Origin of the sequence: Klebsiella sp. w6, from assembly GCF_033100215.1 — a bacterium.
GTDB lineage: Bacteria > Pseudomonadota > Gammaproteobacteria > Enterobacterales > Enterobacteriaceae > Klebsiella > Klebsiella variicola.
The window spans coordinates 2316626-2342079 of record NZ_CP136907.1; the positions used below are offsets into that span (position 1 = coordinate 2316626).

General features: G+C 59.5%; 24 protein-coding genes and 2 pseudogenes. 19 read left to right on the top strand and 7 right to left on the bottom strand.

Features of this window, described 5'->3' with window-relative positions:
• Nucleotides 1–34: 34 nt before the first annotated feature.
• Together fdhF and R0140_RS11355 are read right to left on the bottom strand one after the other, a co-directional pair.
• Nucleotides 35–2185, bottom strand: a complete 2151-nt coding sequence (gene fdhF / locus R0140_RS11350; protein WP_117122278.1) for a formate dehydrogenase subunit alpha — start codon at nt 2183–2185, stop codon at nt 35–37.
• 246 nt (nt 2186–2431) lie between these two features.
• Nucleotides 2432–3511 (bottom strand): malate/lactate/ureidoglycolate dehydrogenase, encoded by a 1080-nt coding sequence (locus R0140_RS11355; RefSeq protein ID WP_032741099.1) that lies wholly within the window; start codon nt 3509–3511, stop codon nt 2432–2434.
• A 317-nt stretch (nt 3512–3828) separates the two neighbouring features.
• Between R0140_RS11355 and R0140_RS11360 the strand changes: the two genes are divergently transcribed.
• From R0140_RS11360 to R0140_RS11370, 3 genes are all read left to right on the top strand, one after another.
• Nucleotides 3829–4917: an ABC transporter substrate-binding protein gene (locus R0140_RS11360; RefSeq protein WP_004203017.1), complete on the top strand. Its 1089-nt coding sequence runs from the start codon at nt 3829–3831 to the stop codon at nt 4915–4917.
• 74 nt (nt 4918–4991) lie between these two features.
• A complete protein-coding gene (locus R0140_RS11365) occupies nt 4992–6761 on the top strand; it encodes an ABC transporter permease (RefSeq protein WP_008804520.1) in 1770 nt (589 codons plus the stop codon).
• Nucleotides 6754–7824, top strand: coding sequence for an ABC transporter ATP-binding protein (locus R0140_RS11370; protein ID WP_317704035.1), 1071 nt, complete (start codon nt 6754–6756; stop codon nt 7822–7824). Before R0140_RS11365 ends, R0140_RS11370 begins: the two co-directional genes overlap by 8 nt.
• A gap of 7 nt (nt 7825–7831) precedes the next feature.
• On the opposite strand, the gene R0140_RS11375 is transcribed toward R0140_RS11370, so the two are convergent.
• Nucleotides 7832–8203 carry a VOC family protein gene (locus R0140_RS11375; RefSeq protein WP_032741097.1) on the bottom strand — a complete coding sequence of 124 codons (372 nt, stop codon included), beginning with the start codon at nt 8201–8203 and terminating at the stop codon, nt 7832–7834.
• Nucleotides 8204–8703: 500 nt separating this feature from the next.
• Between R0140_RS11375 and R0140_RS11380 the strand changes: the two genes are divergently transcribed.
• From R0140_RS11380 to ccmI, 12 genes are all read left to right on the top strand, one after another.
• Complete coding sequence (locus tag R0140_RS11380) at nt 8704–9459, top strand: gluconate 2-dehydrogenase subunit 3 family protein (RefSeq protein ID WP_017899589.1); 756 nt, start codon at nt 8704–8706, stop codon at nt 9457–9459.
• Nucleotides 9460–9461: 2 nt separating this feature from the next.
• A complete protein-coding gene (locus tag R0140_RS11385) occupies nt 9462–11246 on the top strand; it encodes a GMC family oxidoreductase (protein ID WP_002908285.1) in 1785 nt (594 codons plus the stop codon).
• 10 nt (nt 11247–11256) lie between these two features.
• Complete coding sequence (locus R0140_RS11390; RefSeq protein WP_162494453.1) at nt 11257–12597, top strand: c-type cytochrome; 1341 nt, start codon at nt 11257–11259, stop codon at nt 12595–12597.
• An 83-nt stretch (nt 12598–12680) separates the two neighbouring features.
• Nucleotides 12681–13304: a cytochrome c biogenesis heme-transporting ATPase CcmA gene (ccmA, locus tag R0140_RS11395; RefSeq protein ID WP_012541448.1), complete on the top strand. Its 624-nt coding sequence runs from the start codon at nt 12681–12683 to the stop codon at nt 13302–13304.
• Complete coding sequence (ccmB, locus tag R0140_RS11400) at nt 13301–13960, top strand: heme exporter protein CcmB (protein WP_232690159.1); 660 nt, start codon at nt 13301–13303, stop codon at nt 13958–13960. The genes ccmA and ccmB overlap by 4 nt, the downstream gene beginning before the upstream one ends.
• 49 nt (nt 13961–14009) lie before the next feature.
• Nucleotides 14010–14747 (top strand): heme ABC transporter permease, encoded by a 738-nt coding sequence (locus R0140_RS11405; protein ID WP_008804529.1) that lies wholly within the window; start codon nt 14010–14012, stop codon nt 14745–14747.
• On the top strand, nt 14744–14974 hold the full coding sequence (gene ccmD / locus R0140_RS11410) for a heme exporter protein CcmD (RefSeq protein WP_002908220.1): 231 nt from the start codon (nt 14744–14746) through the stop codon (nt 14972–14974). The genes R0140_RS11405 and ccmD overlap by 4 nt, the downstream gene beginning before the upstream one ends.
• Nucleotides 14958–15416: a cytochrome c maturation protein CcmE gene (gene ccmE / locus R0140_RS11415; RefSeq protein ID WP_004143391.1), complete on the top strand. Its 459-nt coding sequence runs from the start codon at nt 14958–14960 to the stop codon at nt 15414–15416. The genes ccmD and ccmE overlap by 17 nt, the downstream gene beginning before the upstream one ends.
• Nucleotides 15413–17365 carry a heme lyase CcmF/NrfE family subunit gene (locus R0140_RS11420; RefSeq protein WP_032735830.1) on the top strand — a complete coding sequence of 651 codons (1953 nt, stop codon included), beginning with the start codon at nt 15413–15415 and terminating at the stop codon, nt 17363–17365. The genes ccmE and R0140_RS11420 overlap by 4 nt, the downstream gene beginning before the upstream one ends.
• Entirely contained in the window at nt 17362–17916 is a 555-nt protein-coding gene (locus R0140_RS11425) for a DsbE family thiol:disulfide interchange protein (RefSeq protein ID WP_008804532.1), read from the top strand. The genes R0140_RS11420 and R0140_RS11425 overlap by 4 nt, the downstream gene beginning before the upstream one ends.
• An 11-nt stretch (nt 17917–17927) precedes the next feature.
• Nucleotides 17928–18374 carry a cytochrome c-type biogenesis protein gene (locus tag R0140_RS11430; RefSeq protein WP_014599186.1) on the top strand — a complete coding sequence of 149 codons (447 nt, stop codon included), beginning with the start codon at nt 17928–17930 and terminating at the stop codon, nt 18372–18374.
• Nucleotides 18371–19213 carry a c-type cytochrome biogenesis protein CcmI gene (gene ccmI, locus R0140_RS11435; RefSeq protein ID WP_032741094.1) on the top strand — a complete coding sequence of 281 codons (843 nt, stop codon included), beginning with the start codon at nt 18371–18373 and terminating at the stop codon, nt 19211–19213. Before R0140_RS11430 ends, ccmI begins: the two co-directional genes overlap by 4 nt.
• Before the next feature lie 265 nt (nt 19214–19478).
• Here the strand turns inward: ccmI and R0140_RS11440 are convergent, their stop codons facing one another.
• From R0140_RS11440 to R0140_RS11450, 3 genes are all read right to left on the bottom strand, one after another.
• Nucleotides 19479–19997 carry a GNAT family N-acetyltransferase gene (locus tag R0140_RS11440; RefSeq protein WP_016161252.1) on the bottom strand — a complete coding sequence of 173 codons (519 nt, stop codon included), beginning with the start codon at nt 19995–19997 and terminating at the stop codon, nt 19479–19481.
• 25 nt (nt 19998–20022) lie between these two features.
• Nucleotides 20023–20484, bottom strand: coding sequence for a GNAT family N-acetyltransferase (locus R0140_RS11445; RefSeq protein ID WP_032733172.1), 462 nt, complete (start codon nt 20482–20484; stop codon nt 20023–20025).
• Nucleotides 20485–20546: 62 nt separating this feature from the next.
• Nucleotides 20547–21149 (bottom strand): helix-turn-helix domain-containing protein, encoded by a 603-nt coding sequence (locus R0140_RS11450; RefSeq protein WP_008804538.1) that lies wholly within the window; start codon nt 21147–21149, stop codon nt 20547–20549.
• Nucleotides 21150–21192: 43 nt separating this feature from the next.
• Between R0140_RS11450 and R0140_RS11455 the strand changes: the two genes are divergently transcribed.
• The 4 genes and pseudogenes from R0140_RS11455 (at nt 21193) to R0140_RS11470 (ending at nt 24064) form a co-directional block, all read left to right on the top strand.
• Nucleotides 21193–21888, top strand: a complete 696-nt coding sequence (locus R0140_RS11455; RefSeq protein ID WP_032741091.1) for a B3/B4 domain-containing protein — start codon at nt 21193–21195, stop codon at nt 21886–21888.
• 56 nt (nt 21889–21944) lie between these two features.
• A pseudogene (locus tag R0140_RS11460) lies at nt 21945–22391 on the top strand (dihydrodipicolinate synthase family protein); the annotation flags it as partial.
• Between the two features lie 220 nt (nt 22392–22611).
• Nucleotides 22612–22848: pseudogene (locus R0140_RS11465) on the top strand (TonB family protein); the annotation flags it as partial.
• Nucleotides 22849–23026: 178 nt separating this feature from the next.
• Nucleotides 23027–24064 carry a S66 family peptidase gene (locus R0140_RS11470; RefSeq protein WP_032735823.1) on the top strand — a complete coding sequence of 346 codons (1038 nt, stop codon included), beginning with the start codon at nt 23027–23029 and terminating at the stop codon, nt 24062–24064.
• A 375-nt stretch (nt 24065–24439) separates the two neighbouring features.
• Here R0140_RS11470 and R0140_RS11475 read toward each other — a convergent pair whose 3' ends face one another.
• On the bottom strand, nt 24440–25420 hold the full coding sequence (locus tag R0140_RS11475; RefSeq protein ID WP_032735822.1) for a quinone oxidoreductase family protein: 981 nt from the start codon (nt 25418–25420) through the stop codon (nt 24440–24442).
• Between the last annotated feature and the right edge of the window lie 34 nt (nt 25421–25454).

Here is a 25454-nt window from a genome sequence, read left to right on the forward strand (position 1 = left end):
CAGCGGCAGAGGGAGCGCGGCGCGCTCCCTGAGGTCAGACGTCGGCGGCGGCTTTCAGTCGCGCCTTCATATCGCTGTAGGCCGTCCAGGCGTAGCGCTCCGCCCATTGCTGGTCGGCTATCGCTTCCACTTTCACCGCACAGTATTTGGTTTCCGGTGTTTTGGAGATCGGATCGAGGTTATCCTGGGTCAGCTCATTGCAGGCGCCCACCCACCACTGATAGGTCATATAGACCGCCCCCGGATTGATGCGATCGCTGAGGTCGGCGCGGGTGATCACCTTCCCGCGCCGGGAGCTGACCCACACCAGCTGTTTGTCAGCGATCCCCAGTCGTTGCGCATCCAACGGATTCATCTGCACCCGTCCCGGCTCGTCGGCCAGCGACTGCAGCGCGGCACAGTTGCCGGTCATTGAGCGGCAGGAGTAATGCCCCACCTCCCGCACGGTGCAGAGCACCAGCGGCCACTCGTCATCCGGGCGCTCCGCCGGCGCGCGCCAGGCGGTGGCGAACAGCTGTCCTTTGCCCGATGGGGTATCGAAGCGGTTGTCTTTATACAGCCACGGCGTGCCGGGGTGGTCGAGGGTCGGGCATGGCCACTGGACATGGCCCATATCGCCCATTTTCTCCCAGGTCACGCCGTAGAACAGCGGGCAGAGTTCGCGCATCTCGTCCCAGATCTGCTGGTTGTTCTCATAGTGCATCGGATAACCCATTTCGCTGGCCAGCAGGCTAATGATCTCCCAGTCGCGCTTCACATTCCCCGCCGGAGGGATCGCCTGTTCAAACCGCTGGAACCCACGGTCGGCGCAGGTGAATACGCCGCCGTGCTCGCCCCAGGAGGTGGCCGGCAGCAGGACATCGGCAATTTCCGCCGTTTTGGTCATGAAGATGTCCTGCACCACCACAAAGTCCAGCGCCTCGATGCCTTTGCGCACCAGGCCGAGGTCGGCTTCAGTCTGCAGCGGATCTTCACCCATGATGTAGTAGGCTTTGATCTCGCCAGTCAGCGCTTTATGCGGCACCTCGGTGATGCGGGTGCCGACCTGGTCATCCATCAGCGCCGGGTCGACACCCCAGGCGGCGGCGAATTTCTCCCGCACGGCGGGGTCGATGACCTCCTGATAACCCGGGAACAGGTTCGGCAGCACGCCCATATCGCAGGCGCCCTGCACGTTGTTTTGCCCGCGGACCGGCCCCACGCCGACGTTCGCCCGCCCCAGGTTGCCGGTGAGCAGCGCCAGGCTTGCCAGACCGCGCACCACGTCCACCGCCTGGCCAAACTGGGTGACGCCCATGCCCCACATAATAGTGGCGGAAGGGGCGGCGGCGAAGATGCGCATCGCCTCACGGATCGCCTGCGCGCTGACCCCGACAATCGCTTCCACCGCTTCCGGGGCATAATCCTTCACCGCTTCGCGGTAAGCATCCAGCCCTTCGGTATAGCGTTCGACATAGGCTTTGTTGTACAGCTCCTCCTCCAGCAGTACATAGCCGAAGGCATTCACCAGCGCCATGTTGCTGCCGTTGTTGAGCTGCAGATGACGGTCGGCAATGCGCGCGGTTTCAATGCGCCGCGGATCGCAGACGATGATTTTGGCGCCGTTTTCCCGGGCTTTGATCACCCGGCGGGCGACGATTGGATGGGAGTCGGCGCAGTTGTAGCCAAAGACCAGCAGGCATTTCGAGTTTTCGATGTCGCTGATCGAGTTGCTCATCGCCCCGTTGCCCAGCGCCTGCTGCAGCCCGGCGACAGAGGGGCCGTGGCAGACGCGGGCGCAGCAGTCGACGTTATTGGTGTTGAGCACCGCGCGGGCGAACTTTTGCATCACATAGTTGGTTTCGTTGCCGGTGCCGCGCGAGGAGCCGGTGGTCATGATGGCGCGCGGGCCATGCTTCTCTTTGATCTCCCTGAGCTTGCTGGCGGTATAGCGAATCGCCTCCTGCCAGCTGACCGGCGTGAAGGCGCCGCCTTTCTGGTAGCGGATCATCGGTTGTTTGAGACGGGGCGTCAGGAGCTGCGTATCGTTAAGAAAATCCCAGCCGTAGTAGCCTTTCAGACACAGCTGGTTCTGGTTGGTGACGCCGTCGGCGGCTTCCGCGCGAATGATTTTATTGTTGTCGACAACCAGTTTAAGTTTGCAACCCGCCCCGCAGTAGGGGCACACGCTCGTGATTTTTTTCATCAGTAACAGACCTGTTAACAGTGAACAGAGGATCGCTGTCGCGCCGGGCCCGACGGGCAACGATCGCGGTAACGCCTGGTCGTGATGCAGACGCAGGCCTGCTGCGCTATGCAGGTCTTGTGCCAGAATTTAATTTGTTGATTTACATGTGAAAATTAAAATGGTGTGATGACGGGAACGTGACCTCGTCACTAATGACGATGACGCAGAGCGCCGACGTCAGACGCTCTGCGGGGGTAAACGTGGCTAGGCGAGAGGGTGGCACCGGTCGAAGTGCGATTCGCTCAGGCCGACGTCGCGCGCGGCGGCGCAGATAGCCTGCCAACTGCCGGCATCCAGCGGGATCCCCTGCGCCAGCCGCGTTTCGCGGTTGGCGGCCTCCCATTCGCCGGGCGCCAGCACCGGGGCATCGGCATCGTGCGGCGACTGCTTGCACCATGCGATAAAGGCCTCCGTCTGCGCCTGGCTGTCCGGGGCATCGAACGCGTCCGGGCTCAGGATCACCGTGGTCATGCAGTTAAAGATGGCGTCGACGCTGGTCTGCAGGCTCTCCTGATGGGTGGTTTGCCCCCCGGAGAGCGCGCCGCCGAGCACTTCGCACAGCGTCGCCAGGGCATAGCCTTTGTGCTGGGCGAAGGTGAGCAGGGCGCCCAGCGGCGAAGTCTGCATCACCGCCGGGTCGGTGGTGGGTCGGCCCGCGGCGTCGATCAGGCAGCCAGGGGCCACGGCTTCGCCTTTATGCCAGGCGACGCGGGTTTTACCAAAGGCGATGGCGCTGGTGGCGTAGTCCAGCAGCAGCGGCGGATGGCCCGCGCGGGGGAACACCACGCACAGCGGGTTAGTGCCGAAGCGGCTGTCCTTCCCGCGGAACGGGGCGACCATCGGGTCGCCAATCACGCTGACGAAGTGGATGGAGATCAGCCCGGCGGCGGCGCACTGCTCGGCCCAGTAGCCGATGCGCCCGACGTGATGCGCATTGCGCAGGGCGATTGCCGCCATACCATGCTGCTTCGCCTTTTCAATGCCTAACTGCATCGCTTCGTGGGCGACCACCTGGCCGAAGCCGGCGTTGCCGTCGAGGGTGACCACGGCGCCGGCGTCTTTGGTCACCGTGGCGTGGCGGTTGAGCTGCAGAAAACCACCTGCGTGGGATTTCACGTAGCTTGGGATCATCCCGACGCCGTGGGAGTCATGCCCGGCAAGATTGGCGGCGATCAGATGGTCCGCGACGAGGGTGGCTTCTCCTGGGGTACTGCCGAGATGGGTAAACAGTGAGACGACAAACTGATGCAGATCCGTCGCCAGAAAGCGGTGTCCTGTAGGCACTGATTCTCTCCTGTAGTCTGTTGTTATTTTGTTATGTTTGCCGTTTTATGCTGCGCCGCCAGGCGCAGAAGGTCAAGGGCGGCATCTCCCGGCGGAATGTCACTGCGTCTGCGTCTGCGACAGGCGACAGGCGACAGGCGACAGGCGATAAAAAACGGGGCCGGGATCGCGTTTTAATTAACGCCATAAACACCACATTTTTAAATTCTGCCAGTGTCACAAAAGCCAGAAAAAAGCCATCCCCGGCGTTGCAAGGGGAGCTGATACCACTATATGTTAAATTTGTGCTTATTAATTGATGATTAAAGGTTGGTATCATGTATAAGAAAATAAGTGGTTTAGTGGTTTCACTGACGGCCGTTTTCGCCTGTGCCGCCTGGGCGGAGGTGCCTGCGGGCTATCCCGCGGATTATCAAAAAACGGTGGATGCCGCCGTAAAAGAGGGCAAGGTGGTTATTTATTCCACCACCGATACCAAAGCGGCCGGGCCGTTAATTAAAGGATTTGAAGCGCAATATCCGGGCGTCAAAGTCGAATATAACGACATGAACAGCACCGAGCTGTATAACCGTTATATCAGCGAGCAGGCCGCCGGGGGCGGCAGCGGGGACGTGGTGTGGAGCTCGTCGATGGATACCGCGCTGAAATTAGCTACCGAATACGCGGAACAATATGCCTCGCCGGAGGTGAAGCAATTACCCGACTGGGCGGTCTGGCAGCAGAAAGCCTATGGCACCACCTACGAGCCGGTGGTGTTTATCTATAACAAACGGCTGATCCCGCAGAATGAGGTTCCGGATTCGCATACCGCGCTGGCAAAACTGATCGCCAGCCAGGCCGATAAATTTAAAGGCAAAGTCACCACCTACGACATCGAAAAATCGGGCCTCGGCTTTATGCTGGCGGTGCAGGACAGCCAGGCCGACGCGAACTATTTTACCGACCTGGCGAATATCGCCAAAGGCGGCCTGACGGTGCAGTCTTCCACCGGCACGATGATGGAGCGCGTCTCCTCTGGCGAAAACCTGATCGGCTATAACATTCTTGGCTCCTATGCCGAAGCGCGGGCGAAAAACGATCCCTCTTTAGGCATTGCCTATCCGAAAGATTACGTGCTGGTGCTCTCCCGCGTTTCGTTTATTAGCCAGGAGAGCGAACATCCCAATGCGGCAAAATTGTGGCTCGACTATGTCTTGTCGGAAAAAGGCCAGCAGATCCTCGCCAGCCAGGCGGATATTCCCTCTATTCGTCGCGATATTGAAGGTAAAAATGATATCGATGGTATGACCGCGCTGTTGGGCAAAGCGTTAAAACCGATCCCGGTCAACGAAACGCTGCTGGATTATTTACAGCCGCAAAAACGTCTGCAGTTTATTAAACAATGGCGCAGCGCCGCCGCGAAATAATCCTCCTTCGGGGCATCGCCGATGCCCCTTATTCACACCCGGCGGGTTTTTTCTCCTGACCAAAGGGATGAACCATGAATGTATTACGCAGAAAGTGGCAGGGGCTGCCGCGCGGCGTGGTGGTGTGCATCACGGCGCTGGTGATTTATGTCCCACTGTTATTTATTGTGGTGCAGAGTTTTCTCTCCGCGCCATTCTTTTCCCGCTCCAAATCGTGGAGTCTGGAAGCGTTCGCCTTTATTTTTACCGACCCGGATTTTTATCTGGCATTAAGGTCAGGTTTTATTCTGGCCTTTGGCCTGGTGATTATTGCCATTCCGCTGGGCGGTATTTTGGCGTTTCTGATGGTGCGCACCGATTTACCCGGCCGGCGGATCATTGAGCCGCTGATCCTGGTGCCGATCTTCGTCTCGCCGATGGTGCTGGGCTTTGGCTACGTGGTGGCCGCCGGGCCGGTAGGCTTCTTTTCCCAGTGGGCGCAGCAGCTGATCGGCTTTGTGCCGTGGAATATCTACTCGATGTTCAGCATTGTGGTCATCGCCGGCTTAACCCACGTTCCGCACGCCTATCTTTATATCTCTTCGGCGCTGCGCAGCGTCGGTTCCGACGTGGAAGAGGCGGCGCGCACCGTCGGCGCTACCCCGCTGCAGGTGATGACCTCGGTGAGTCTGCCGATGGTGCGGCCATCCATCCTTTACGCCTGCGTGCTGCTCTTCTTCCTCGGTCTGGAGGTTTTCGGTCTGATGCTGGTGCTGGGCGACCCCGAGGGCAACATGGTGCTGGCGACCTATCTCTATAAGCTGACCAATAAGCTCGGCACCCCCTCCTACCATCTGATGGCGGCGGTGGCGGTGGTGCTGATCTGCATTACCATCCCGCTGGTGATGCTCCAGCGGCGACTGATGCGCACCGCCAACCGCTTTGTCACCATGAAGGGCAAGGCGTCGCAGGCGCGGGCGCTGCCGCTGGGCAAATGGCGCTGGGTGGCCGGGGCGGTGGTGGTGGCCTGGCTGACGGTGACCATCGGCGTGCCGCTGCTCGGCGTGGCGCTGCGCGCCTTTATCTCCAACTGGGGCGTCGGGGTGTCGCTGTGGGATGAGCTGTCGCTGGCGACGTTCCACAATATCTGGCAGCAGCCCAACCTGCTGCGGGCAATCGTCAACTCGATGGCTATCGGCATCGTCGGCGGCGCGCTGGCGGTGATCTGCTATCTGTTTGTCGGCATCGCCATGCACCGCAAAGCGGACAACGTCACCCGCTTTCTCGACTACAGCGTGCTGGTCCCGCGTGCGGTGCCGGGGCTGCTGGCCGGGCTGGCCTTCCTGTGGGTGTTCCTGTTTGTGCCGATGTGGCTCGATCAGTCGCTGAAGCACGGCTGGCTCTCGGCGCTGCCGGTGGCCGACTGGCTGCGGGAGCACCTTATCGTGCAACTGCGTGCCCTGCGCAACACCATCTTCAGCGTCTGGCTGGCCTACACCGTGGTATGGATGGCTTACGGCCTGCGGCTCATCTCTTCGACGCTGCTGCAGGTGGGCCCGGAGCTGGAGGAGGCGGCGCGCAGCACCGGCGCTTCCCGGGGGCAGATCACCCGCCACGTGACCGTCCCGCTGTCGCGCTATGGGCTGATTGGCTCCTGGCTGCTGATGTTCCTTATCTTTGAGCGTGAGTATTCCACCGGCGTCTATCTGCTGTCGCCGGGTACCGAAACCATCGGCTCGATGCTGGTGTCGCTGTGGGCGGCGGGGGCCATCGATATCGTCGCGGCGCTCTCCTTTATCAATATTCTGCTGGTGGTGATTGGCCTTGGTATCGCCCTGCGCTTTGGAGTGAAATTACATGATTGAGTTATCGGTAGAAAATCTGCATCTCACCTATGGCGACAACCCGGTGCTGAAGGGGGTGTCCATGACGCTTGGCCAGGGAGAGGTGGTGTCGCTGCTGGGGCCTTCGGGAAGCGGCAAAACCACGCTACTGCGGGCGGTGGCCGGGCTGGAAAAACCGACGAGCGGACGGATCGCCATCGGCAACCGCACGGTGTACGACGGCACGCCGCGCAGCGAGATCCCGGCCGAAGAGCGTAACCTGGGCCTGGTCTTTCAGTCCTATGCCCTGTGGCCGCACAAAACGGTGTTCGACAACGTGGCCTATCCGCTGAAGCTGCGTAAAGTGGCTGCGGGGGAGATAAAAGAGCGGGTGCAGCGCGTACTGGATCAACTGGGGCTGGGGCACCTCGGCAACCGCCATCCGCACCAGCTCTCCGGTGGCCAGCAGCAGCGGGTGGCCATCGGCCGGGCGCTGGTCTACAACCCGCCGGTGATCCTGCTGGATGAACCGCTCTCCAACCTTGACGCCAAACTGCGCGAAGAGGCGCGGGTGTTTCTGCGCGAGCTGATCATCAAGCTGGGCCTGTCGGCGCTGATGGTCACCCACGATCAGAATGAAGCAATGGCCATCTCCGATCGTATTCTGCTGCTGAACAATGGCGTCATTGAGCAGCAGGGGACGCCGCAGGAGATGTACGGCAGCCCGGCGACGCTGTTCGCCGCCGAGTTTATGGGCAGCAATAACCGTCTGCACGGTAAGGTGACGGCGCTGGAAAACGGTCGTGCGAGGGTTGAAGGCGCCAGCTGGACGCTGTGGGGTCGAGCGGGCGAGGGGGTCAGCGTTGGCCAGCCGGCGACGGCGGTGATCCGCGTCGAGCGCCTGCGTCTCGACGGCGCAGCGCAGGATAATAGCCTCCAGCTCCCGCTGCTGACCAGCATGTACCTCGGCGACCGCTGGGAGTACCTGTTCCGTACCGAAGGCGACGACTTTCCGCTTCGCGCCTACGGAACGGCGCTGCGCGATGCCGAACACTGCCATCTGACGCTCCCGGCGGAGGATGTGTGGATTTTTCCGCAGCGGTAACCGCCCGTTAAGACGCCAGATGGCACACGGCTTCAATATTATGCCCGTCTGGCGCAATCACAAAGGCGGCGTAGTAACTGGCGTGGTAGTTTGGCCGTACCCCCGGCGCGCCGTTGTCCTTTCCTCCGGCGGCCAGCGCCGCCTGCCAGAAGGCATCGACCTGCTCGCGGCTGTCGGCGCGAAAGGCAATGTGCAGCGGCGCCGATTTTTCCGCACTTTGATAGAGGCATAGAGAAACATCGCCGCTGCCGGCCAGCTCTGCGCCGTAGGTCGGCTCGCCTTCGCCAACCAGCGTTACGCCAAGCGGGGCCAGGGCCTGTAAAAAGAACGCTTTGCTGGCGGCATAGTCGCTAGCGCCGAACTTCACATGATCGAACATATCTACTCTTCTCCTGTGGATGGGGATCGCCAGCTGAACGCGTTAGCCGGGAAATAGATGCAAAATAGTTAACAACGGTTATTAACTTTTTTAACAGCTCAAAATGTTTAATTATTCCTAATACGAGTATTTACAGACGTTTAATCTGCCATGTACCATAAACAAAAAATAACATTTGTGATACAAGTCACTCTTTTATGGCGCATGGGTAAGCTCAGCGCGGTGTGAATGCCGCTGGTTTACCGCCTCAAGGTTATGGCAGCACCCTTCTCACGATGACATTCCGGTGAATTTCTCTCCGATTTCCCGCGTTTCGTTGAGAATCGTCTACTATCCAAACGATAACCCTATAAATGATATCGCCTCTGGCGATGTTTTATCCGACTTGCCGGGCCGGGCCAGACGCTAAGCGGTTTGAAAGCGCAATGGTATCGGTTCCAGCACGACATTCACTGGGTTTGTCTGCGACAAAAACAGTAATTTTCAATGACAGGAATGTGATGATGTCGAGCGAGAAAACCAACAATTCCAGGCGTGATTTCCTGGTGAAATCGATGGCGCTGATCCCGACGGTGGTGATCGGCGGCGCGGGAGCAGGGGCCATTGGCGTGGCCACCAGCGCGACCGCGCAGGCGGCCCCCGCGTCTGAGCCTGCTTCCGGGAACACGGCGGCGGCCAGCGACTGGAAGCCGCAGTTCTTCAACGATCGTGAGTGGGCGTTTATCAACGCCGCCGTCGCGCGCCTGATCCCAGCGGATGAACTCGGTCCCGGCGCCAAAGAGGCCGGCGTCCCGGAGTTTATCGACCGCCAGCTTAATACCCCTTACGCCACCGGCTCCATCTGGTATATGCAGGGGCCCTTCAACCCCGACGTGCCGAAAGAGATGGGTTATCAGCTGCCGCTGGTGCCTAAACAGATCTATAACCTCGGGATCGCTGATGCCGAGGCGTGGTGTCAGGACAAGTATCACAAGACCTTCGCTGAACTGAGCAACGAGCAACAGGACGAGGCGCTCGGCCTGTGGGAATCCGGCAAAGCCGAGTTCAAACAGCTTCCGGCCTCGCTGTTCTTCACCTATCTGCTGCAGAACACCCGAGAAGGCTTCTTCAGCGACCCCATCCATGGCGGTAATAAAGGCATGGTCGGCTGGACGCTGATTAATTTTCCCGGCGCGCGCGCCGACTTTATGGACTGGGTTGAACGGGGCGAACGCTACCCCTTCCCGCCGGTATCAATTAATGGGGAGAGGGCGTAATTATGGCCACCGTATTGAAAAAAACCGATGTCGCGATCGTCGGCTTCGGCTGGGTTGGGGCAATCATGGCCAAAGAGCTGACCGAAGCCGGGCTCAACGTCGTCGCGCTGGAGCGCGGCCCGATGCGCGACACCTGGCCGGATGGCGCCTATCCGCAGGTGATTGATGAGCTGACCTACAACATCCGCCGCAAGCTGTTCCAGGATCTGTCGAAAAGCACTGTCACCATCCGGCATAACACCAGCCAGCAGGCGGTGCCGTATCGCCAGCTGGCGGCCTTCCTGCCGGGTACCGGCGTGGGCGGCGCCGGGCTGCACTGGTCCGGCGTCCATTTCCGCGTCGATCCCATCGAACTGCGGATGCGCAGCCACTATGAAGAACGCTACGGCAAAAACTTCATTCCCCAGGATATGATCATCCAGGATTTTGGCGTCACCTACGACGAGCTGGAGCCGTTCTTCGATAAAGCGGAAAAAGTGTTCGGCACCTCCGGGACCGCCTGGTCGATCAAAGGCAAGGTCGTCGGCAAAGGCCGCGGCGGCAACGCCTTCGCCCCGGACCGCTCGGACGACTTCCCGCTGCCGGCGCAGAAAAACACCTGGTCGGCGCAGCTGTTTGAAAAAGCGGCGCTGGAAGTGGGGTATCACCCCTATAACCTGCCGTCGGCCAACACTTCCGACTCCTATACCAACCCCTACGGCGCGCAGATGGGCCCGTGCAACTTCTGCGGTTTCTGCAGCGGCTACGCCTGCTACATGTACTCCAAAGCCTCGCCGAACGTGAACATCCTGCCGGCGCTGCGCCAGGAAAAACGCTTTGAGCTGCGGACTAACGCCAACGTGCTGAAGGTCAACCTGACCGACGACAAATCCCGCGCCACCGGCGTGACCTACGTCGACGGCCAGGGGCGCGAAATGGAACAGCCGGCGGACCTGGTGATTATCGGCGCCTTCCAGTTCCACAACGTGCACCTGATGCTGCTCTCCGGGATCGGCAAACCGTACAATCCGGAGACCGGCGAAGGGGTGGTGGGGCGTAACTTCGCCTACCAGAACATGACCACCATCAAGGCCATTTTCGACAAAGACACCTATACCAACCCGTTTATCGGCGCGGGCGGCAACGGCGTCGGGGTCGACGACTTCAACGCCGACAACTTCGACCACGGCGCGGCGGGCTTTGTCGGCGGTTCTCCATTCTGGGTCAACCAGGCCGGGACCAAGCCCATCTCCGGTTTCCCGGTACCGCCGGGCACCCCGGCGTGGGGCAGCAAGTGGAAAGCGGCGGTGGCCGATACCTACACCCATCACCTGTCGATGGATGCCCACGGCGCGCACCAGTCCTATCGGCAGAACTACCTCGATCTTGATCCGAACTACAAAAACGTCTTCGGCCAGCCGCTGCTGCGCATGACCTTCGACTGGCAGGAAAACGACATCAAGATGGCGCAGTTTATGTTCGATAAGATGGCGCCGATCGCCAAAGCGATGAAGCCGAAATATATCCTCGGCAGCCCGAAAAACGCCAACAGCCACTTTGATACCACCACCTACCAGACCACCCATATGAACGGCGGGGCGGTAATGGGGGAAGATCCGAAAACCAGCGCCGTGAACCGTTATCTGCAAAGCTGGGACGTGCATAACGTCTTCGTCATCGGCGCCTCCGCGTTCCCGCAGGGGCTGGGCTACAACCCAACCGGCACGGTGGCCGCGCTGGCCTACTGGTCAGCGAAGGCGATCCGCGAGCAGTATCTGAAAAATCCGGGACCCCTGGTGCAGGCATAAAGGAAGGCAGATGATGAAAATGCAATGGTTATCGGCCCTGGTGCTTGGGGCATTGAGCTGCGCGGCTTTTGCCGAAGAGGCGCCTGCGGACAGCAATCTGATTAAGCAGGGGGAGTATCTGGCGCGGGCGGGGGACTGTGTCGCCTGCCACACCAACGGCAAAACGGGGAAACCTTTCGCCGGCGGTCTGCCGATGGAGACGCCGATCGGCACCATCTACTCCACCAATATCACGCCGGATAAAGAACACGGCATCGGCGGGTACACCTTCGAAGAGTTCGACGACGCGGTGCGCAAGGGCGTGCGGAAAGACGGTTCCACGCTCTATCCGGCGATGCCGTATCCCTCGTTCGCGCGGATCAGTGAAGCGGACATGCGCGCCATGTACGCCTACTTTATGCATGGCGTGGAACCGGTGAATGCCGCCAACAAGGACACCGACATCCCGTGGCCGCTGTCGATGCGCTGGCCGCTGGCGTTCTGGCGCGGCATCTTCGCCCCGACGCCGAGCGACTTTGTCGCCAACCCGCAGGTTGACCCGGTGCTGGAGCGCGGCCGCTATCTGGTGGAAGGCCTGGGCCACTGCGGCGCCTGCCATACCCCGCGCAGTCTGACGATGCAGGAAAAAGCGCTCAGCGAAAGCGAAGGCGATGATTACCTGGCGGGCAGCAATGCGCCGATTGACGGCTGGGTCGCCTCCAGCCTGCGCGGCGAAAACCGCGACGGTCTGGGGACCTGGAGCGAGGCTGAGCTGGCCGAGTTCCTGAAAACCGGACGCAACGATAAATCGGTGGTCTTCGGCGGCATGAGCGATGTGGTGGAGCACAGTCTGCAGTATCTTTCTGATGACGACATCACCGCCATCGCCCGCTATCTGAAGTCGCTCCCGCCGCGCGGCGGCAAACAGACTCCAGCCCCGGTGGAAGACAGCGTGGCGAAAGATCTGTGGAAGGGTAACGACAGTAAAACCGGCGCCGCGCTGTACGTTGATAACTGCGCCGCCTGCCACCGCACCGACGGCGCGGGCTATAAACGCGCGTTCCCGTCGCTGAAGGGCAACCCGGTGGTACAGACCGAAGATGCCACTTCGCTTATCCATATCGTTCTGACCGGGAGCACCACGCCGGCGGTGAAAGATGCGGTCTCCAACCTGACCATGCCGTCGTTCGGCTGGCGTCTGGACGACCAGCAGGTGGCGGATGTGGTCAACTTCATCCGCACCAGTTGGGGCAACAATGCGCCGGCGGTCAGCGCCAGCGATGTGGCGAAGGTGCGTAAGGAGACCGCGGCGCAAGATGAGAAGGCGTTAGGCAACGCCGATATCTCGAAGCTGCCGGGGGCCGGGCAGTAATCGTCAGGGTTGCGTCGCCCGCGCGGCGCAACCCATACTTAGCCACGACGTAAAATACTGTCTGAATCAAGGAGTTTGCCTTCATGCTGCATGCAGAGCGACTGACCTGCATCGTTGACGATCGACCGCTATTTGCGGCGCTGACGCTGTCCCTCGCTGCCGGCGAGCTGCTGCAGGTCGCCGGTGATAACGGCGCGGGGAAAACCTCGCTGCTGCGGATCCTTTGCGGCCTGGCGCGCCCGGAAAGCGGGGTGGTGAGCTGGCAGGGGCAGCCTCTGGCGAAGGTCCGGGAGTCATTTCATCGTCAGTTGCTGTGGCTGGGCCATAAACCCGGCGTCAACGCGGCGCTGACCGCCGATGAAAACCTGCGTTTCTTCTTTCCATCCAGCCGCCTTCAGCAGCGGGAAAGCGCCCTCGCCGCCGTCGGCCTGGCGGGCTATGAAGACCTCCCCTTGAGCCAGCTCTCCGCCGGGCAGCAGCGGCGGGTGGCGCTGACCCGCCTGTGGTTAACCGACGCGCCGCTGTGGATCCTCGATGAGCCGTTCACCGCGCTCGACGCCACGGCGATGGAAACCCTGACCCGCCGCCTGGAGCAGCACGCCCGGCAGGGGGGAAGCGCGATCCTCACCACTCATCAGCCGCTGCGGCCGCTGCGCTGTCCGTTGCGCACCCTGCGCCTCGGCGGCGACGCGGGAGGCGGGCAATGATGCGAGCGCTGTTGGCCCGGGAACTGCGCCTGGCGTGGCGCAGCGGGTCGGAGATCCTCAATCCGCTCTGGTTCTTTCTGATCGTCATCACCCTGTTTCCGTTCGGCGTCGGCGCCGCGCCGCAGCTGCTGGCGCAGATTGCGCCGGGCGTGGTGTGGGTCGCCGCGCTGCTGGCGGCGCTGCTGGTGATGGATCGGTTGTTTCGCGACGACTGGCAGGACGGTTCCCTGGAGCAACTGATGCTCCTGCCGACGCCGCTGGTGGCGGTTGTGCTGGTGAAGGTGGTTGCCCACTGGATGATGAGCGGCCTGCCGCTGCTGATCGTCTCGCCGCTGGCGGCGCTGCTGCTGGGGATGAGTCTGCACGATGCCGGCGTGCTGGCGCTGACCTTGCTGCTCGGCACCCCGACGCTCAGTTTTCTCGGCGCGGTGGGGGTTGGCCTGACGGTCGGGCTGAAGCGCGGCGGCGTCCTGCTGAGCCTGCTGGTGCTGCCGCTGGCGGTGCCGCTGCTGATTTTCGCCACCGCGGCCTGCCAGGCGGCGGCCGCTGGGCTCCCGGTCAGCGGCTATCTGGCGATGCTGGCGGCGTTCTTAACCGCCAGCGCCACCCTGTGTCCGTTTGCCACCGCCGCTGCGCTGCGGCTGACCGTGCAATAATTCGCTGCGCCTGCGGGCGCGGCTATCATAACCGTGTGAGTAAGCGTCTATGTGGAAAGCGTTACATCAACTGGCGATCCCCGAGCGGCTGTACCGTCTGTGCGGATGCTGGATCCCCTGGCTGGCGGCGTTGAGCGCGCTGTTGCTGGTCATCGGCCTGGGGTGGGGCTTTGGCTTCGCCCCCGCGGACTATCAGCAGGGGGAAAGCTATCGGATCATGTACCTTCACGTCCCGGCGGCGATGTGGTCGATGGGGCTGTACCTGGCGATGGCCGTCGCGGCCTTCGTCGGGGTGGTCTGGCAGATCAAAATGGCCGACCTGGCGATCGCCGCCCTGGCGCCGGTGGGGGCGGTCTGCACCCTGGTGGCACTGGTCAGCGGCGCGGCATGGGGTAAGCCGATGTGGGGAACCTGGTGGATCTGGGACGCCCGCCTGACCTCAGAGCTGGTGCTGCTGTTTCTTTACGCCGGAGTCATCGCCCTGTGGCACGCCTTTGACGACCGGCGGCTGGCCGGGCGCGCGGCCGGGATCCTCGTGCTGGTCGGGGTGGTCAATCTGCCCATCATTCATTACTCGGTCTACTGGTGGAACACCCTGCACCAGGGCTCGACCAACCTGCAGCAAACCATCGACCCAAGCATGCGTCTGCCGCTGCGGATCTGCATCTTTGCCTTCCTCATGCTGTCGGTCACGCTGACCCTGATGCGCCTGCGTAACCTGATCCTGCAGCTGGAGCGCCGTCGACCGTGGGTGGTGGCGCTGGTGAATAAAGGAGCTGCCCGATGAGCCCCGCCTTTTCGTCTTTCGCCGCCTTCCTGAATATGGGCGGCTATGCCGTGTACGTCTGGCTGGCGGTGGCCGTGGCGGTCGCCGCCTTTGGCTTGCTGACGGTGCACACTCTGTGGGCGCGGCGGGCGCTGTTCCATGAGGTACGACGCCAGCAGGCGCGCGAGCGGCGGATCGCTGCCGCCCGCGAACACGACAAGGAGGCCGCGGATGCAAGCGCGTCGTAAAACCCGGCTGTATATCGTGCTGGCGGTGCTCGCCGGCCTCGGGCTGACCGTCAGCCTGACGCTGTACGCCCTGAGCAGCAATATCGATCTGTTCTACACCCCGGGGGAAATTATCTACGGCAAAACGGAAACCCGGGCGCTGCCCCATACCGGGCAGCGGCTGCGGGTGGGGGGCTACGTTCAGCCGGGCTCCCTGCAGCGCGACCCGCAAACCCTCGACGTGCGCTTTAAGCTGTATGACGCCCGCGGGGTCGTGGACGTCAGCTATAAGGGCATTCTGCCGGACCTGTTCCGTGAAGGTCAGGGCGTGGTGGCCCAGGGCGTACTGGACGGCGAGCGGCATATTACCGCCCAGCAGGTGCTGGCCAAACATGATGAAAATTACACGCCGCCGGAGGTGAAAAACGCCATGACGCCGGAGAAAACGGGGGCGCAGCCATGATGCCGGAGCTGGGCAACTTTTTATTGTGTCTGGCGGCGGGGCTGGCGCTGCTCCTGAGCGTCTATCCCCTGTGGGGCGCGGCGCGGCAGGACCGGCGGCTGATGGCCCTGGCCCGGCCGCTGGCCTGTGGGCTGTTCGCCTGTATCGGCGGCGCCTTCCTGCTGCTGGTGCACGCCTTCGTGGTCAATGACTTTACCGTCCGCTACGTGGCGGAAAACTCTAACAGCGCGCTGCCGGTGTGGTATCGGGTGGCGGCGACCTGGGGGGCGCACGAGGGCTCGCTGCTGCTGTGGGTCCTGCTGCTCAGCGTCTGGACCTTCGCCGTCGCCCTCTTCAGCCGCCGGATGCCGCTCGACGCCGTCGCCCGGGTGCTGGCGGTGATGGGGATGATCGCCTTTGGGTTCCTGCTGTTTATCCTCTTTACCTCCAACCCGTTCAGCCGCGGCCTGCCGCAGTACCCCATTGATGGCCGCGACCTCAATCCCCTGTTGCAGGATATCGGCATGATTTTCCATCCGCCGATCCTCTATATGGGTTACGTCGGCTTCTCGGTGGCTTTCGCCTTTGCCATCGCCTCGCTGTTGGCGGGGCGGCTGGATACTGCCTGGGCGCGCTGGTCGCGTCCCTGGACCCAGGCGGCATGGATGTTCCTCACCCTCGGCATCGTGCTGGGCTCGGCGTGGGCCTATTACGAACTGGGCTGGGGCGGCTGGTGGTTCTGGGACCCGGTGGAAAACGCCTCGTTTATGCCGTGGCTGGTGGGGACCGCGCTGCTACACTCCCTGGCGGTGACCGAGAAGCGCGGCAGTTTCCGCGCCTGGACGGTGCTGCTGGCCATCGCCGCCTTCTCTCTGTGTCTGCTGGGCACCTTCCTGGTGCGCTCCGGGGTGCTGGTCTCAGTGCATGCCTTCGCCTCGGATCCGTCGCGCGGGCTGTTTATTCTGGTACTGCTGATTGTCGCCATCGGCGGATCGCTGCTGCTGTACGCCCTGAAGGGCGGCCGGGTGCGGGCGCGGGTGGAACATACGCTGTGGTCGCGCGAGTCGTTCCTGCTTGGCAACAATATCTTGCTGATGGCCGCGATGCTGGTGGTGCTCCTCGGAACGCTGCTGCCGCTGGTGCATAAAGAGCTGGGCCTCGGCAGCATCTCCATTGGCGAGCCGTTCTTCAATACCATGTTCACCGCCCTGATGGCGCCTTTTGCGCTGCTGCTGGGGCTGGGACCGCTGATCCGCTGGCGGCGCGATGACGTCGCCAGGCAGATTAAACGCCTGATTATCGCCCTGGTTGTGACGTTGTCACTTTCTCTGGCGCTGCCGTGGCTGCTGCAGGACCGTATCACCGCCATGGCGATCATCGGCCTGATGATGGCCCTGTGGGTGCTGATCTTCGCCCTGATGGAGGTTCACGAACGGGCCACCCATCGCCACGGCTTCTGGCGCGGCCTGCGCACTCTGACCCGCAGCCAGTGGGGGATGGTGCTCGGCCACGTCGGCGTGGCGGTGACCGTTATCGGCATCACCTTCAGCCAGAACTACAGCGTGGAACGCGATGTACGGATGCGCCCCGGCGACAGTATCGATATCCATCACTATCACTTTGTGTTTAACGGCGTGCGCAATATCGTCGGCCCCAACTGGACCGGCGGCGAAGGCATTATTGCCGTGACCCGCAACGGCCGCCCGGAAGCGACGCTGTATGCCGAGAAGCGCTTTTACACCGCCAGCCGGATGATGATGACCGAGGCGGCGATCAGCGGCGGGCTGACCCGCGATCTGTACGCCGCGCTGGGGGAAGAGCTGAGCGACGGCAGCTGGGCGGTGCGTCTGTACTATAAACCGTTCGTTCGCTGGATCTGGTACGGCGGGGTACTGATGGCCCTCGGCGGTCTGTGCTGCATGCTCGACCCGCGCTACCGGATGCGTAAGAAGCTGCAGGAGGCCTCATGAACCGGAAGCTACTGTTTATCCCGCTGGTGCTGTTTCTGGCGCTGGCCGCCGCGCTGTTCTGGCAACTGATGCGCAACGCCGATGGCGATGACCCGACGACCCTCGAGTCGGCGCTGATTGGCAAACCGCTGCCGGAATTTCGCCTTGAAGCGCTGAATACCCCCGGCCAGACGCTGGACCGGCGGACGCTGATTGACGGCAAGCCGCTGCTGCTTAACGTCTGGGCCACCTGGTGTCCAACCTGTCGCGCCGAGCATCAGTTTCTCAACGGCCTGGCGCAGCAGGGCGTGCGGGTGGTGGGGATGAACTACAAAGACGATCGGCAGAAGGCGATGAGCTGGCTGCAGCGCCTGGGGAACCCGTACATGCTGAGCCTGTACGATGGCAACGGCATGCTTGGCCTGGATCTCGGGGTCTATGGCGCGCCGGAGACGTTTCTCATCGACGGTCAGGGCATCATCCGCTGGCGGCACGCCGGCGACCTGAACGAACGGGTGTGGCGCGAGGAGCTCCAGCCGCTGTGGGATCAATACAACCGGAGGGCGGGCTGATGAGATGTGCAATGGTCATCCTGCTGGCGCTGATGCTGACCGGCCAGGCGTGGGCCGCCATCGACACCTGGCAGTTTAAGGATGAGGCCCAGGAGCAGGCCTTCCGCGAGATCACCTCCCAGCTGCGCTGCCCGAAATGCCAGAACAACAGCATCGCCGACTCAAACGCGATGATTGCCGCTGATATGCGGCAGAAGGTGTACGAGCTGATGCAGCAGGGGAAAACGAAAGGGCAGATCGTTGACTATATGGTGGCCCGCTACGGTCATTTTGTCAGCTACGAGCCGCCCCTGACCGCGGGCACGGTGCTGCTGTGGCTGGGGCCGGGGCTGTTCGTGCTGGCGGGCGCGGGGGTGATTATCGCCCGCGCGCGTCGTCGCGACATTCCTGACGCGGCGCTCAGCGCCGAAGAGCGCCAGCGTCTGGCGGCATTATTGAAAGAAGGAAAAGAACGATGAGCCTGTTGGTGGTTATCGTCGCGCTGCTGCTGGCTGGCGCGCTGGGGCTGCTTTATTACCCGTGGCCGGGCAAAGGGGCGGTGGACCGCGATGCCCTCAACCGCGTCCTGTACCAGTCGCGTCTGCAGGAGCTGGCGCAGGAGCGCGGCGAGGACAACCCGGCGCTGGTCGTCGAGCTGCAGCGCACGCTGCTGACGGATATTCCGCCCCAGGCACAGCCTGGCGAACGGCCGCTAAGCCGCTGGGCGCTGCTTCCGGGCGCGCTGCTGCTGGTGGTTCTGAGTCTGGGCCTGTATCTGAAAACCAGCGATATTGGCCAGGTGCTGCTCTGGCAGCAGGCTGAACGGCATTATCCTGCGCTGTTGCAGCAGGTTAAGGACCCGACGGCGGCGCCGCTGCGTATGGATGAGCTGGCGGAGCTGCGGCTCGGGCTGCGCAGCCATCTGCAGGATACCCCGAACGATCTCGCCGGCTGGCAGCTGCTTGGGCGGCTGGGCCTGTTGTTGAACGATGGCGAGACGGCGATCGGCGCCTTTGGCCGGGCGCATTATCTGGCGGCGGATGACCCGGCGGCGGCTTTCGATTACGCCAGCGCGCTGGTGCGGGCGGGGGATAGCGGTCAGGTTCGGATGGGCGAGCTGCTGCTGCGTGACCTGCATCAGCGGCAGCCGAACAGCCTGCCGGTGCTGGAGATGCTGGCCCTGAGCGCGGTGCGTAATGAAGATTACCCCGAAGCCGTGGCAGCCCTGCAGGCGTTACTGGCCCGGCTGCCGGAAGGGGATGCGCGGCGCGAGGCGATCGTCCGCCAGCTGGCGCAAGCGCAGCAGCAGGCGCAGTAACAGCCCGGCGGCGCTGCGCAGGCGCGGGCCAGGGGCATGCCACCAGAAGAGTACGGGCGGCCCTGTTTTTGTAGGCCGGGTCAGGCGCAGCCGCCACCCGGCAAAATAACGGCACAAGAGTGGCACAACCGCGTAGCCCGGATAAGGCGCCACGCGCCGCCATCCGGGATTTTCCGAGCCGGCGCTACGCTTAGCCGCTAGCGCGTGACGTCTCCTGGTGTCGATCAAGCCTGCTGTGTGCCAGAGCGGACGTCGTAATGTTTGTTCAGCTAACACCCGTTGAGCGTTTCATAATGATATCTCTCTGGGGATCTGTCCCAACCTGGAAGATATGTTCACCCACCTCGGTAAACCCAAGCTTACGGTAAAAAGAGATTGCCCTTGGGTTATGTTCCCAGACACCTAACCAGACAATATCCGATCCCTGTGCCGCAAATTCAGCAAAGCACTTGTGTATCAGCGCTTGTGCAAAACCTTTGCCATGATAAGGTTCATCGATATACAGACACAGGATTTCCCCGGCGTGAATGCTATTTACACAGGGAGGAAATGCTTCCCACCTCAGTTGGGCATACCCTATCAGTTTGCTTTCGTATTCGCAGACTAATGTAATCCAGTCTTCTCTGAGGATTTCTTGCAACTGAATATCTGTTGAATAACTTGCCTGGCAGTGAAGCTCCATATCCTTCTGAGTATTACCCGCCTCAAACGTTTTTCTAAAGGTGCGTTCGGCTAAAATGGCAAGCTCTTCTGCATCAGAGGGACGGGCCCTACGGATTAACATTTATCATTATTCTCAAAAAATAGTCTTACTTTTGCCCGGGTTGACGATAAATATCGGGTCGATTGATTTGCCAGACAAAATCTGGTTGGTTCAATGGGTTATACCCCAGCTTCTGGTATAGCCAGGGCGCGCTAGAGGTTACCAGCATTATCCGTCGCAGGCGTGACATCACGGGATGGGCGTGACAGCATTCAATCAGCCAACGACCAAGACCACTTTTCTGATACTCGTTCAGCACGTAGACGTCGCACAAATAACCAAAAGTGGCATAGTCGGTGACCAGACGGGCGAAGCCGATTTGTCTTGTTCCATCCAGAAGCGCAAAACAAAGGCTGTTCTGGATTGATATTCTGACCGTTTCAGCATCAATGCCAGGCGCCCAGGACGATTGCGAGAGGTAATCGTGAATGGCTTCCTGCTGAAAAAAGGCGGGATCGGTTGTGACAGTATACTGGCCTTGGGTAAAACGCAGATGCTGATTATCCACTAAACGACTCCTTGCAAACTTGCTTTGATGAGACAAGCCCTACAGGCATACCGGGCAACCACTCAGGATGTTTTCTCATGTACTGTCATGATAAATACCAGCGGGCTCTCCCCCTGGTTTTCGTAGAAATGAGGAACGTCCGTTCTGGCCGTTGCCGAACAGCCGGTTTTTACCCGATACAAATGGTCCTTTACCCCCAATGTGAGCGTGCCCGACTGAACATAAAACAGTTCAAGCGTTCCTTCCGCGTGGCCCGGTGAAGCAAACTTTTCCCCCGGCTGCATTTCCCACATCCAGAGCTCGGTCATATCAGGCCCACCCGACCCTGCGAGCAGTCTTGCTCTCCCGCCTTTTTCACCTTCCCACAATTCTGGGATCTCATCTTCAGCAATGAGATGCACAGTCGGTTTGGAACTGACATCCACAAAATCAGCCACCGAAACCCCCATCGCGGTAGCCAGGCGGCATAACAGAGCAATGCTGGGATTGGCCCGGCATCCTTCTATCTCAACCAGCGCTCCCTTGCTGACGCCGGCTCGACGGGAGAGTTCATCGAGGGAGATTTTCTTTTGCTTACGATACTGTTTAATTCGCTGAGATACGGCTTCATTCACCGTGTTGACGATAGCATTTGCATCGGTCATTAAATTGACTTTTTTGGTCATCGGTCATTATCATAGAATAAATTAGTCATTAAAGGATTATCACGTGTTAACCGTCTCTCCGTCAATTGCCCCTGAAATTTATCGTATTGCCCCAGGTTTTCGGGCACTCAGTATCTGCGTAAAAGTTGCGCCAGTGCTTCATCCCGACGCTGGAGAAATCGCGCTGCGGGAAGCCTGTGAAGCCGTTCTGGCCGGCGAACCGGAATGGGCGGGATCTCATCTGGCAGCCTGGGCCGACGTTTTTCAAAAGTTTGGTGCTAAACCTAAACGCACCCCTTGCTCAGCTGATGCGTTACGTAAGCGCGTATTACGTGACGGAACGATGCCCGCGCTCGATCCCATCGTTGATCTTTATAACGCCGTGAGTCTCCGCTACGCCGTACCGGTTGGTGGGGAGAATATCTCTGCCTATCAGGGTTCACCACGTCTGGCTGTGGCAAACGGAACAGAGCCTTTTGATACCGTCAAAGAGGGTGAAACGGCCGTTGAATATCCTTCACAAGGAGAGGTTATCTGGTGTGATGACACCGGCGTGACCTGCCGCCGCTGGAACTGGCGACAGGGGATCAGAACCCGTCTGGGCGTGGACGCTCAGCAAATGTGGTTCATTCTGGAAAGCCTGCCGCAGATGCCGCTGGAAAAACTGCACGAAGCCGGGAAGATGCTGACCGACGGCCTGGAAAAAATGATGCCCGGCCTGTGGTTTGACGTTGCTCTCATCGAAGAACAACAGCAGTAATATCCTTCAGGAGAAACAGGTATGTTTAGCGGTTATCGGCGTTTCTATTAACCCCAATAGCCGCCAGCGGCGTGGATGAAAAGGGGTTCAGCCATATGCTTTCCCGCCGTACAGATGCTCGGGTTGATTCTATGGGCATCCTGGGGTCAACCGCACGCTACGCCTATCTGACCCGGGAGCAGCGCAAGCGCGTAGCCACTCTGGCAAAACAGCATGCCGGGGACATCCCGGTTATGGTCTGTGTGGGATCGGTCCGTATCGACGCCATTCTACATCTGGCTGATGATGCCCAGGCAGCTGGCGCGAATGTCCTGTTACTCCCGGCGGTCAGCTACCAGTCACTCCGTGACGACGAAGTCTTCTCACGCTTCGAGGCCGTTACCCGGCACCTGTCTGTACCAGTGTGTATCTCTGATAATCCGGGCACGACGCATTTTACCTTTACGGACGAACTCCATGGTCGTCTCTCATCACTTAAGGGTGTTAGCTCGGTCATGTTCCCTGACGAGCTGACAGCTGGCAAAAGGAATCATTGATACACTCGCTCAGCTCCCACTAGTCCTGATAGCGAAACGACCCCGGGAATGGATGTGGTACGAAGCGCCTGGTAAGGAGGTCAAAGGGATTGCCGCTGAAGACGCGGTATTCACTGATCATTTCATCTGGTAGCCTGTCACTCGCGCCGTTGGTAACGTGAAGATTCATGGTTAATTTTGGAATTCGGACGATTACGGAAACCTCCTGCCGAATGCTCTGCGGATTCAGTATGATGTTGATTCAGATGGCAGAGTTCAGAATGTTAAGATACTGGAATCGACAACGACTCCGGAGTTTGAACATAAAATCATCGAGAAAATGATGAGTAAATGGCGCTTTGAAAAGGGGAAACCGGGAATAGCTAAAAGAGTAGTCGTCATGATCCAACCCAAATCAGCCGGCGGTCCCGCGAATAAGCAGTAAGCACTTTTGAGGATTAGTTGCCTGACGCATCATCTACGCCGGTAAAGTCCCTTGGGTGCCATGAGCAGACCTTTTAAAGGCTCATAGAAAAAACAAGCGGAGTGTTCGCCTGTTAATTTTACATCCTGGCTTTAATTATGGATTATGGAATTCTATATGTTCTGAAAAGGATTTATCCATGAGTGTCCTCTTTCCACCCAGGCTGGCTCCAGGAGATGTTATTGGTGTAACCGCTCCCTCTTCTGGCGTACCTGAACATCTGCATCCCAGACTGGAACTCGCCATAAAAAACCTAAAGAAAAGAGGTTACCAGGTCCGCGAAGGACGCTGCTTACGCTCGCAGCACAAAAATAAAAGCGCCACTAAATTTTCTCGCGTTGAAGAATTAATGTCTTATCTTACTGACCCAGATATAAAAGCTGTTATGCCACCTTGGGGCGGTGATCTGGCGATGGAATTACTTGATTTGATTGATTTTGATCTGTTGTCCCGGTCTAAACCAAAATGGTTTGTGGGCTTTTCAGATCTTAGTACACTTCATTTCCCACTGACGACGCTATCGGGCTGGGCTACTTTGCATGGGCCGAACCTCATGGATCTTGGCGCTCAAAAGTTAGATGCCACCACTCAGGCCGTATGGGAAATTCTGGAATCGAATCGGGGAACTGTAATCAAACAGTACTCTTCAACAGCATTTCAAGCGGATGAAAATCAATGGGGAACAGCGTCAGACGGAGGTTTCAATCTGACCCAAAAAACACAGTGGAAACGCCTTGATGGTGTTACATCTTCTCTGACATTTAGCGGGAAACTGATCGGCGGCTGCCTCGAAATAATATCCAGGTTAGCAGGTACACCATTCGGGAATGTGCCCTTGTTCAAGGCGAGCAATAGCCCTCAAGGAATAATCCTCTATTTTGAAAATGTGGAAATGGCTCCCTGTGAATTAACACGCGCATTATTTAGCTTACGATTACAGGGTTGGTTTGATAACTTAAATGGTGTTCTTATCGGCAGAAGTGCTGCACCCGACGTAAGCGACCCGACTAAACATAATTATCTGGATGCCCTTAAAGCCGCTTTTGAGAATATTGCCGTGCCCGTACTCTATGATGTTGATATTGGTCACATGCCTCCTCAAATATCCCTGGTAAATGGAGCCGATGCGACGGTATTTTTCGCTGAAAATGGTAGCTGGGTAACTCAGCAGTTGTAGATAAGGCAGTATTAATCACAAAGGCGGGCCTTGCTGTTCTTTTGCACTAAAGATCCGCTCTTCGTTCAGAGCGGACCTCACGGCGCTTCAGAGGGGCCGCGCTTTGTCAGAAATAGCCGTTTAACATGGCGATCGTTTACGTCGTGCATTAAGCAATGCCTGAGTGCCGGGAGCGGACATTGTATGAACGTTAGTAATTTAGCAGACTCATCCCCTTTATCTAATTTCTTGCATATCTCCCTGGCAGTACCTGAAGGAGACGACAAGGGGGGAACGATTGTCCTTAAGGGATATAAATCCAGCCTGGTCGTCACGTCACTGATACGGCATTTCTTTAAAGATGCCTGCGTCTCTTGTTTCATTCACGTCCGAGTCTTAAGCCTGAACCGTGAGAATGACGCTTCCTGTTGTATGACCCGCCTCCAGAACCCGGTGTGCTTCTGCTGCGTCGGTAAGGATAAATTCAGCGCCAATGTGATTTTCAAGTCCTGCCGACAGCGCTGACATAAGGTCAGAAGCCCCTTTCCTGTATAGCGCAGCATCATCTGAATAGGCGAGTGAACTTGGTCGCATTAGTGCTATAGATCGGGCAAATCCCAGTTCTTCCACCCGCACGGGAGGTATGGGGCCGGCAGGCTGTCCAAGACTGGCGACAGTGCCAAAAGGGCGGACCACGCCGAGCGTTCTGGAGAGCATTGTTCCTCCTATACCGTCGATGGCCAGATGTACGCCATACCCTTCGGTGATGTCGCGGACTTTGTCCGGCCATGCAGCGTCGGTATGGAGCAAAACTTCACTCGCACCAGCAAGGCGGGCCGTTGCTACTTTTTCCGGTGAACCCGTTGTACCGATAACCCTGGCACCTTTCATCGTTGCCCAGCGGGTCACTATCTGCCCCAGCCCTCCGGCAGCAGAATGAACCAGTATCCAGTCGCCAGCCCTGACTTCCCTTACTTTGTTGAGTAACATATGCGCGGTAAGGCCCCGAAGCATCGTACTACCGGCTGTACGAGTGTCCACACCATCCGGGATCCTGATAAGGCGGCTGGCAGGTATATTGCGACATTCAGCATAAGCGCCCATCGGATTTCCCGTATAGGCAACGCGGTCTCCTGCTGCAAAGGACCTGACGTTACTGCCCGTTGCTGTGACGACTCCGGCCCCTTCAAAACCAGGAACCGCCTGGGGATAGGGCTGAGGGTAGAGCCCTGAGCGAAAATAGATGTCAACAAAATTCACGCCGATTATTTCTTGTCTGATACTGACTTCATCGGGACCGGGACTGACTAGCTCTCTTTCCACCGCTTTAAGAACCTCAGGTCCACCCGGCTGGCTAATAATCATTGCTAACGACATTATTTTTTCCTCACTTATAAAGTGAGAAAACTAT

Bases quoted from the DNA above. Each gene is read 5' to 3' on its own strand.
- R0140_RS11365 (WP_008804520.1), top strand. From the start codon at position 4,992: ATGAATGTATTACGCAGAAAGTGGCAGGGGCTGCCGCGCGGCGTGGTG.
- ccmD (WP_002908220.1), top strand. From the start codon at position 14,744: ATGAGCCCCGCCTTTTCGTCTTTCGCCGCCTTCCTGAATATGGGCGGC.
- R0140_RS11430 (WP_014599186.1), top strand. From the start codon at position 17,928: ATGGTCATCCTGCTGGCGCTGATGCTGACCGGCCAGGCGTGGGCCGCC.
- R0140_RS11375 (WP_032741097.1), bottom strand. From the start codon at position 8,203: ATGTTCGATCATGTGAAGTTCGGCGCTAGCGACTATGCCGCCAGCAAA.
- R0140_RS11370 (WP_317704035.1), top strand. From the start codon at position 6,754: ATGATTGAGTTATCGGTAGAAAATCTGCATCTCACCTATGGCGACAAC.
- R0140_RS11425 (WP_008804532.1), top strand. From the start codon at position 17,362: ATGAACCGGAAGCTACTGTTTATCCCGCTGGTGCTGTTTCTGGCGCTG.
- ccmA (WP_012541448.1), top strand. From the start codon at position 12,681: ATGCTGCATGCAGAGCGACTGACCTGCATCGTTGACGATCGACCGCTA.
- R0140_RS11475 (WP_032735822.1), bottom strand. From the start codon at position 25,420: ATGTCGTTAGCAATGATTATTAGCCAGCCGGGTGGACCTGAGGTTCTT.
- ccmB (WP_232690159.1), top strand. From the start codon at position 13,301: ATGATGCGAGCGCTGTTGGCCCGGGAACTGCGCCTGGCGTGGCGCAGC.
- fdhF (WP_117122278.1), bottom strand. From the start codon at position 2,185: ATGAAAAAAATCACGAGCGTGTGCCCCTACTGCGGGGCGGGTTGCAAA.
- ccmI (WP_032741094.1), top strand. From the start codon at position 18,371: ATGAGCCTGTTGGTGGTTATCGTCGCGCTGCTGCTGGCTGGCGCGCTG.
- R0140_RS11385 (WP_002908285.1), top strand. From the start codon at position 9,462: ATGGCCACCGTATTGAAAAAAACCGATGTCGCGATCGTCGGCTTCGGC.
- ccmE (WP_004143391.1), top strand. From the start codon at position 14,958: ATGCAAGCGCGTCGTAAAACCCGGCTGTATATCGTGCTGGCGGTGCTC.
- R0140_RS11360 (WP_004203017.1), top strand. From the start codon at position 3,829: ATGTATAAGAAAATAAGTGGTTTAGTGGTTTCACTGACGGCCGTTTTC.
- R0140_RS11470 (WP_032735823.1), top strand. From the start codon at position 23,027: ATGAGTGTCCTCTTTCCACCCAGGCTGGCTCCAGGAGATGTTATTGGT.
- R0140_RS11450 (WP_008804538.1), bottom strand. From the start codon at position 21,149: ATGACCAAAAAAGTCAATTTAATGACCGATGCAAATGCTATCGTCAAC.
- R0140_RS11380 (WP_017899589.1), top strand. From the start codon at position 8,704: ATGATGTCGAGCGAGAAAACCAACAATTCCAGGCGTGATTTCCTGGTG.
- R0140_RS11405 (WP_008804529.1), top strand. From the start codon at position 14,010: ATGTGGAAAGCGTTACATCAACTGGCGATCCCCGAGCGGCTGTACCGT.
- R0140_RS11420 (WP_032735830.1), top strand. From the start codon at position 15,413: ATGATGCCGGAGCTGGGCAACTTTTTATTGTGTCTGGCGGCGGGGCTG.
- R0140_RS11440 (WP_016161252.1), bottom strand. From the start codon at position 19,997: ATGTTAATCCGTAGGGCCCGTCCCTCTGATGCAGAAGAGCTTGCCATT.
- R0140_RS11390 (WP_162494453.1), top strand. From the start codon at position 11,257: ATGATGAAAATGCAATGGTTATCGGCCCTGGTGCTTGGGGCATTGAGC.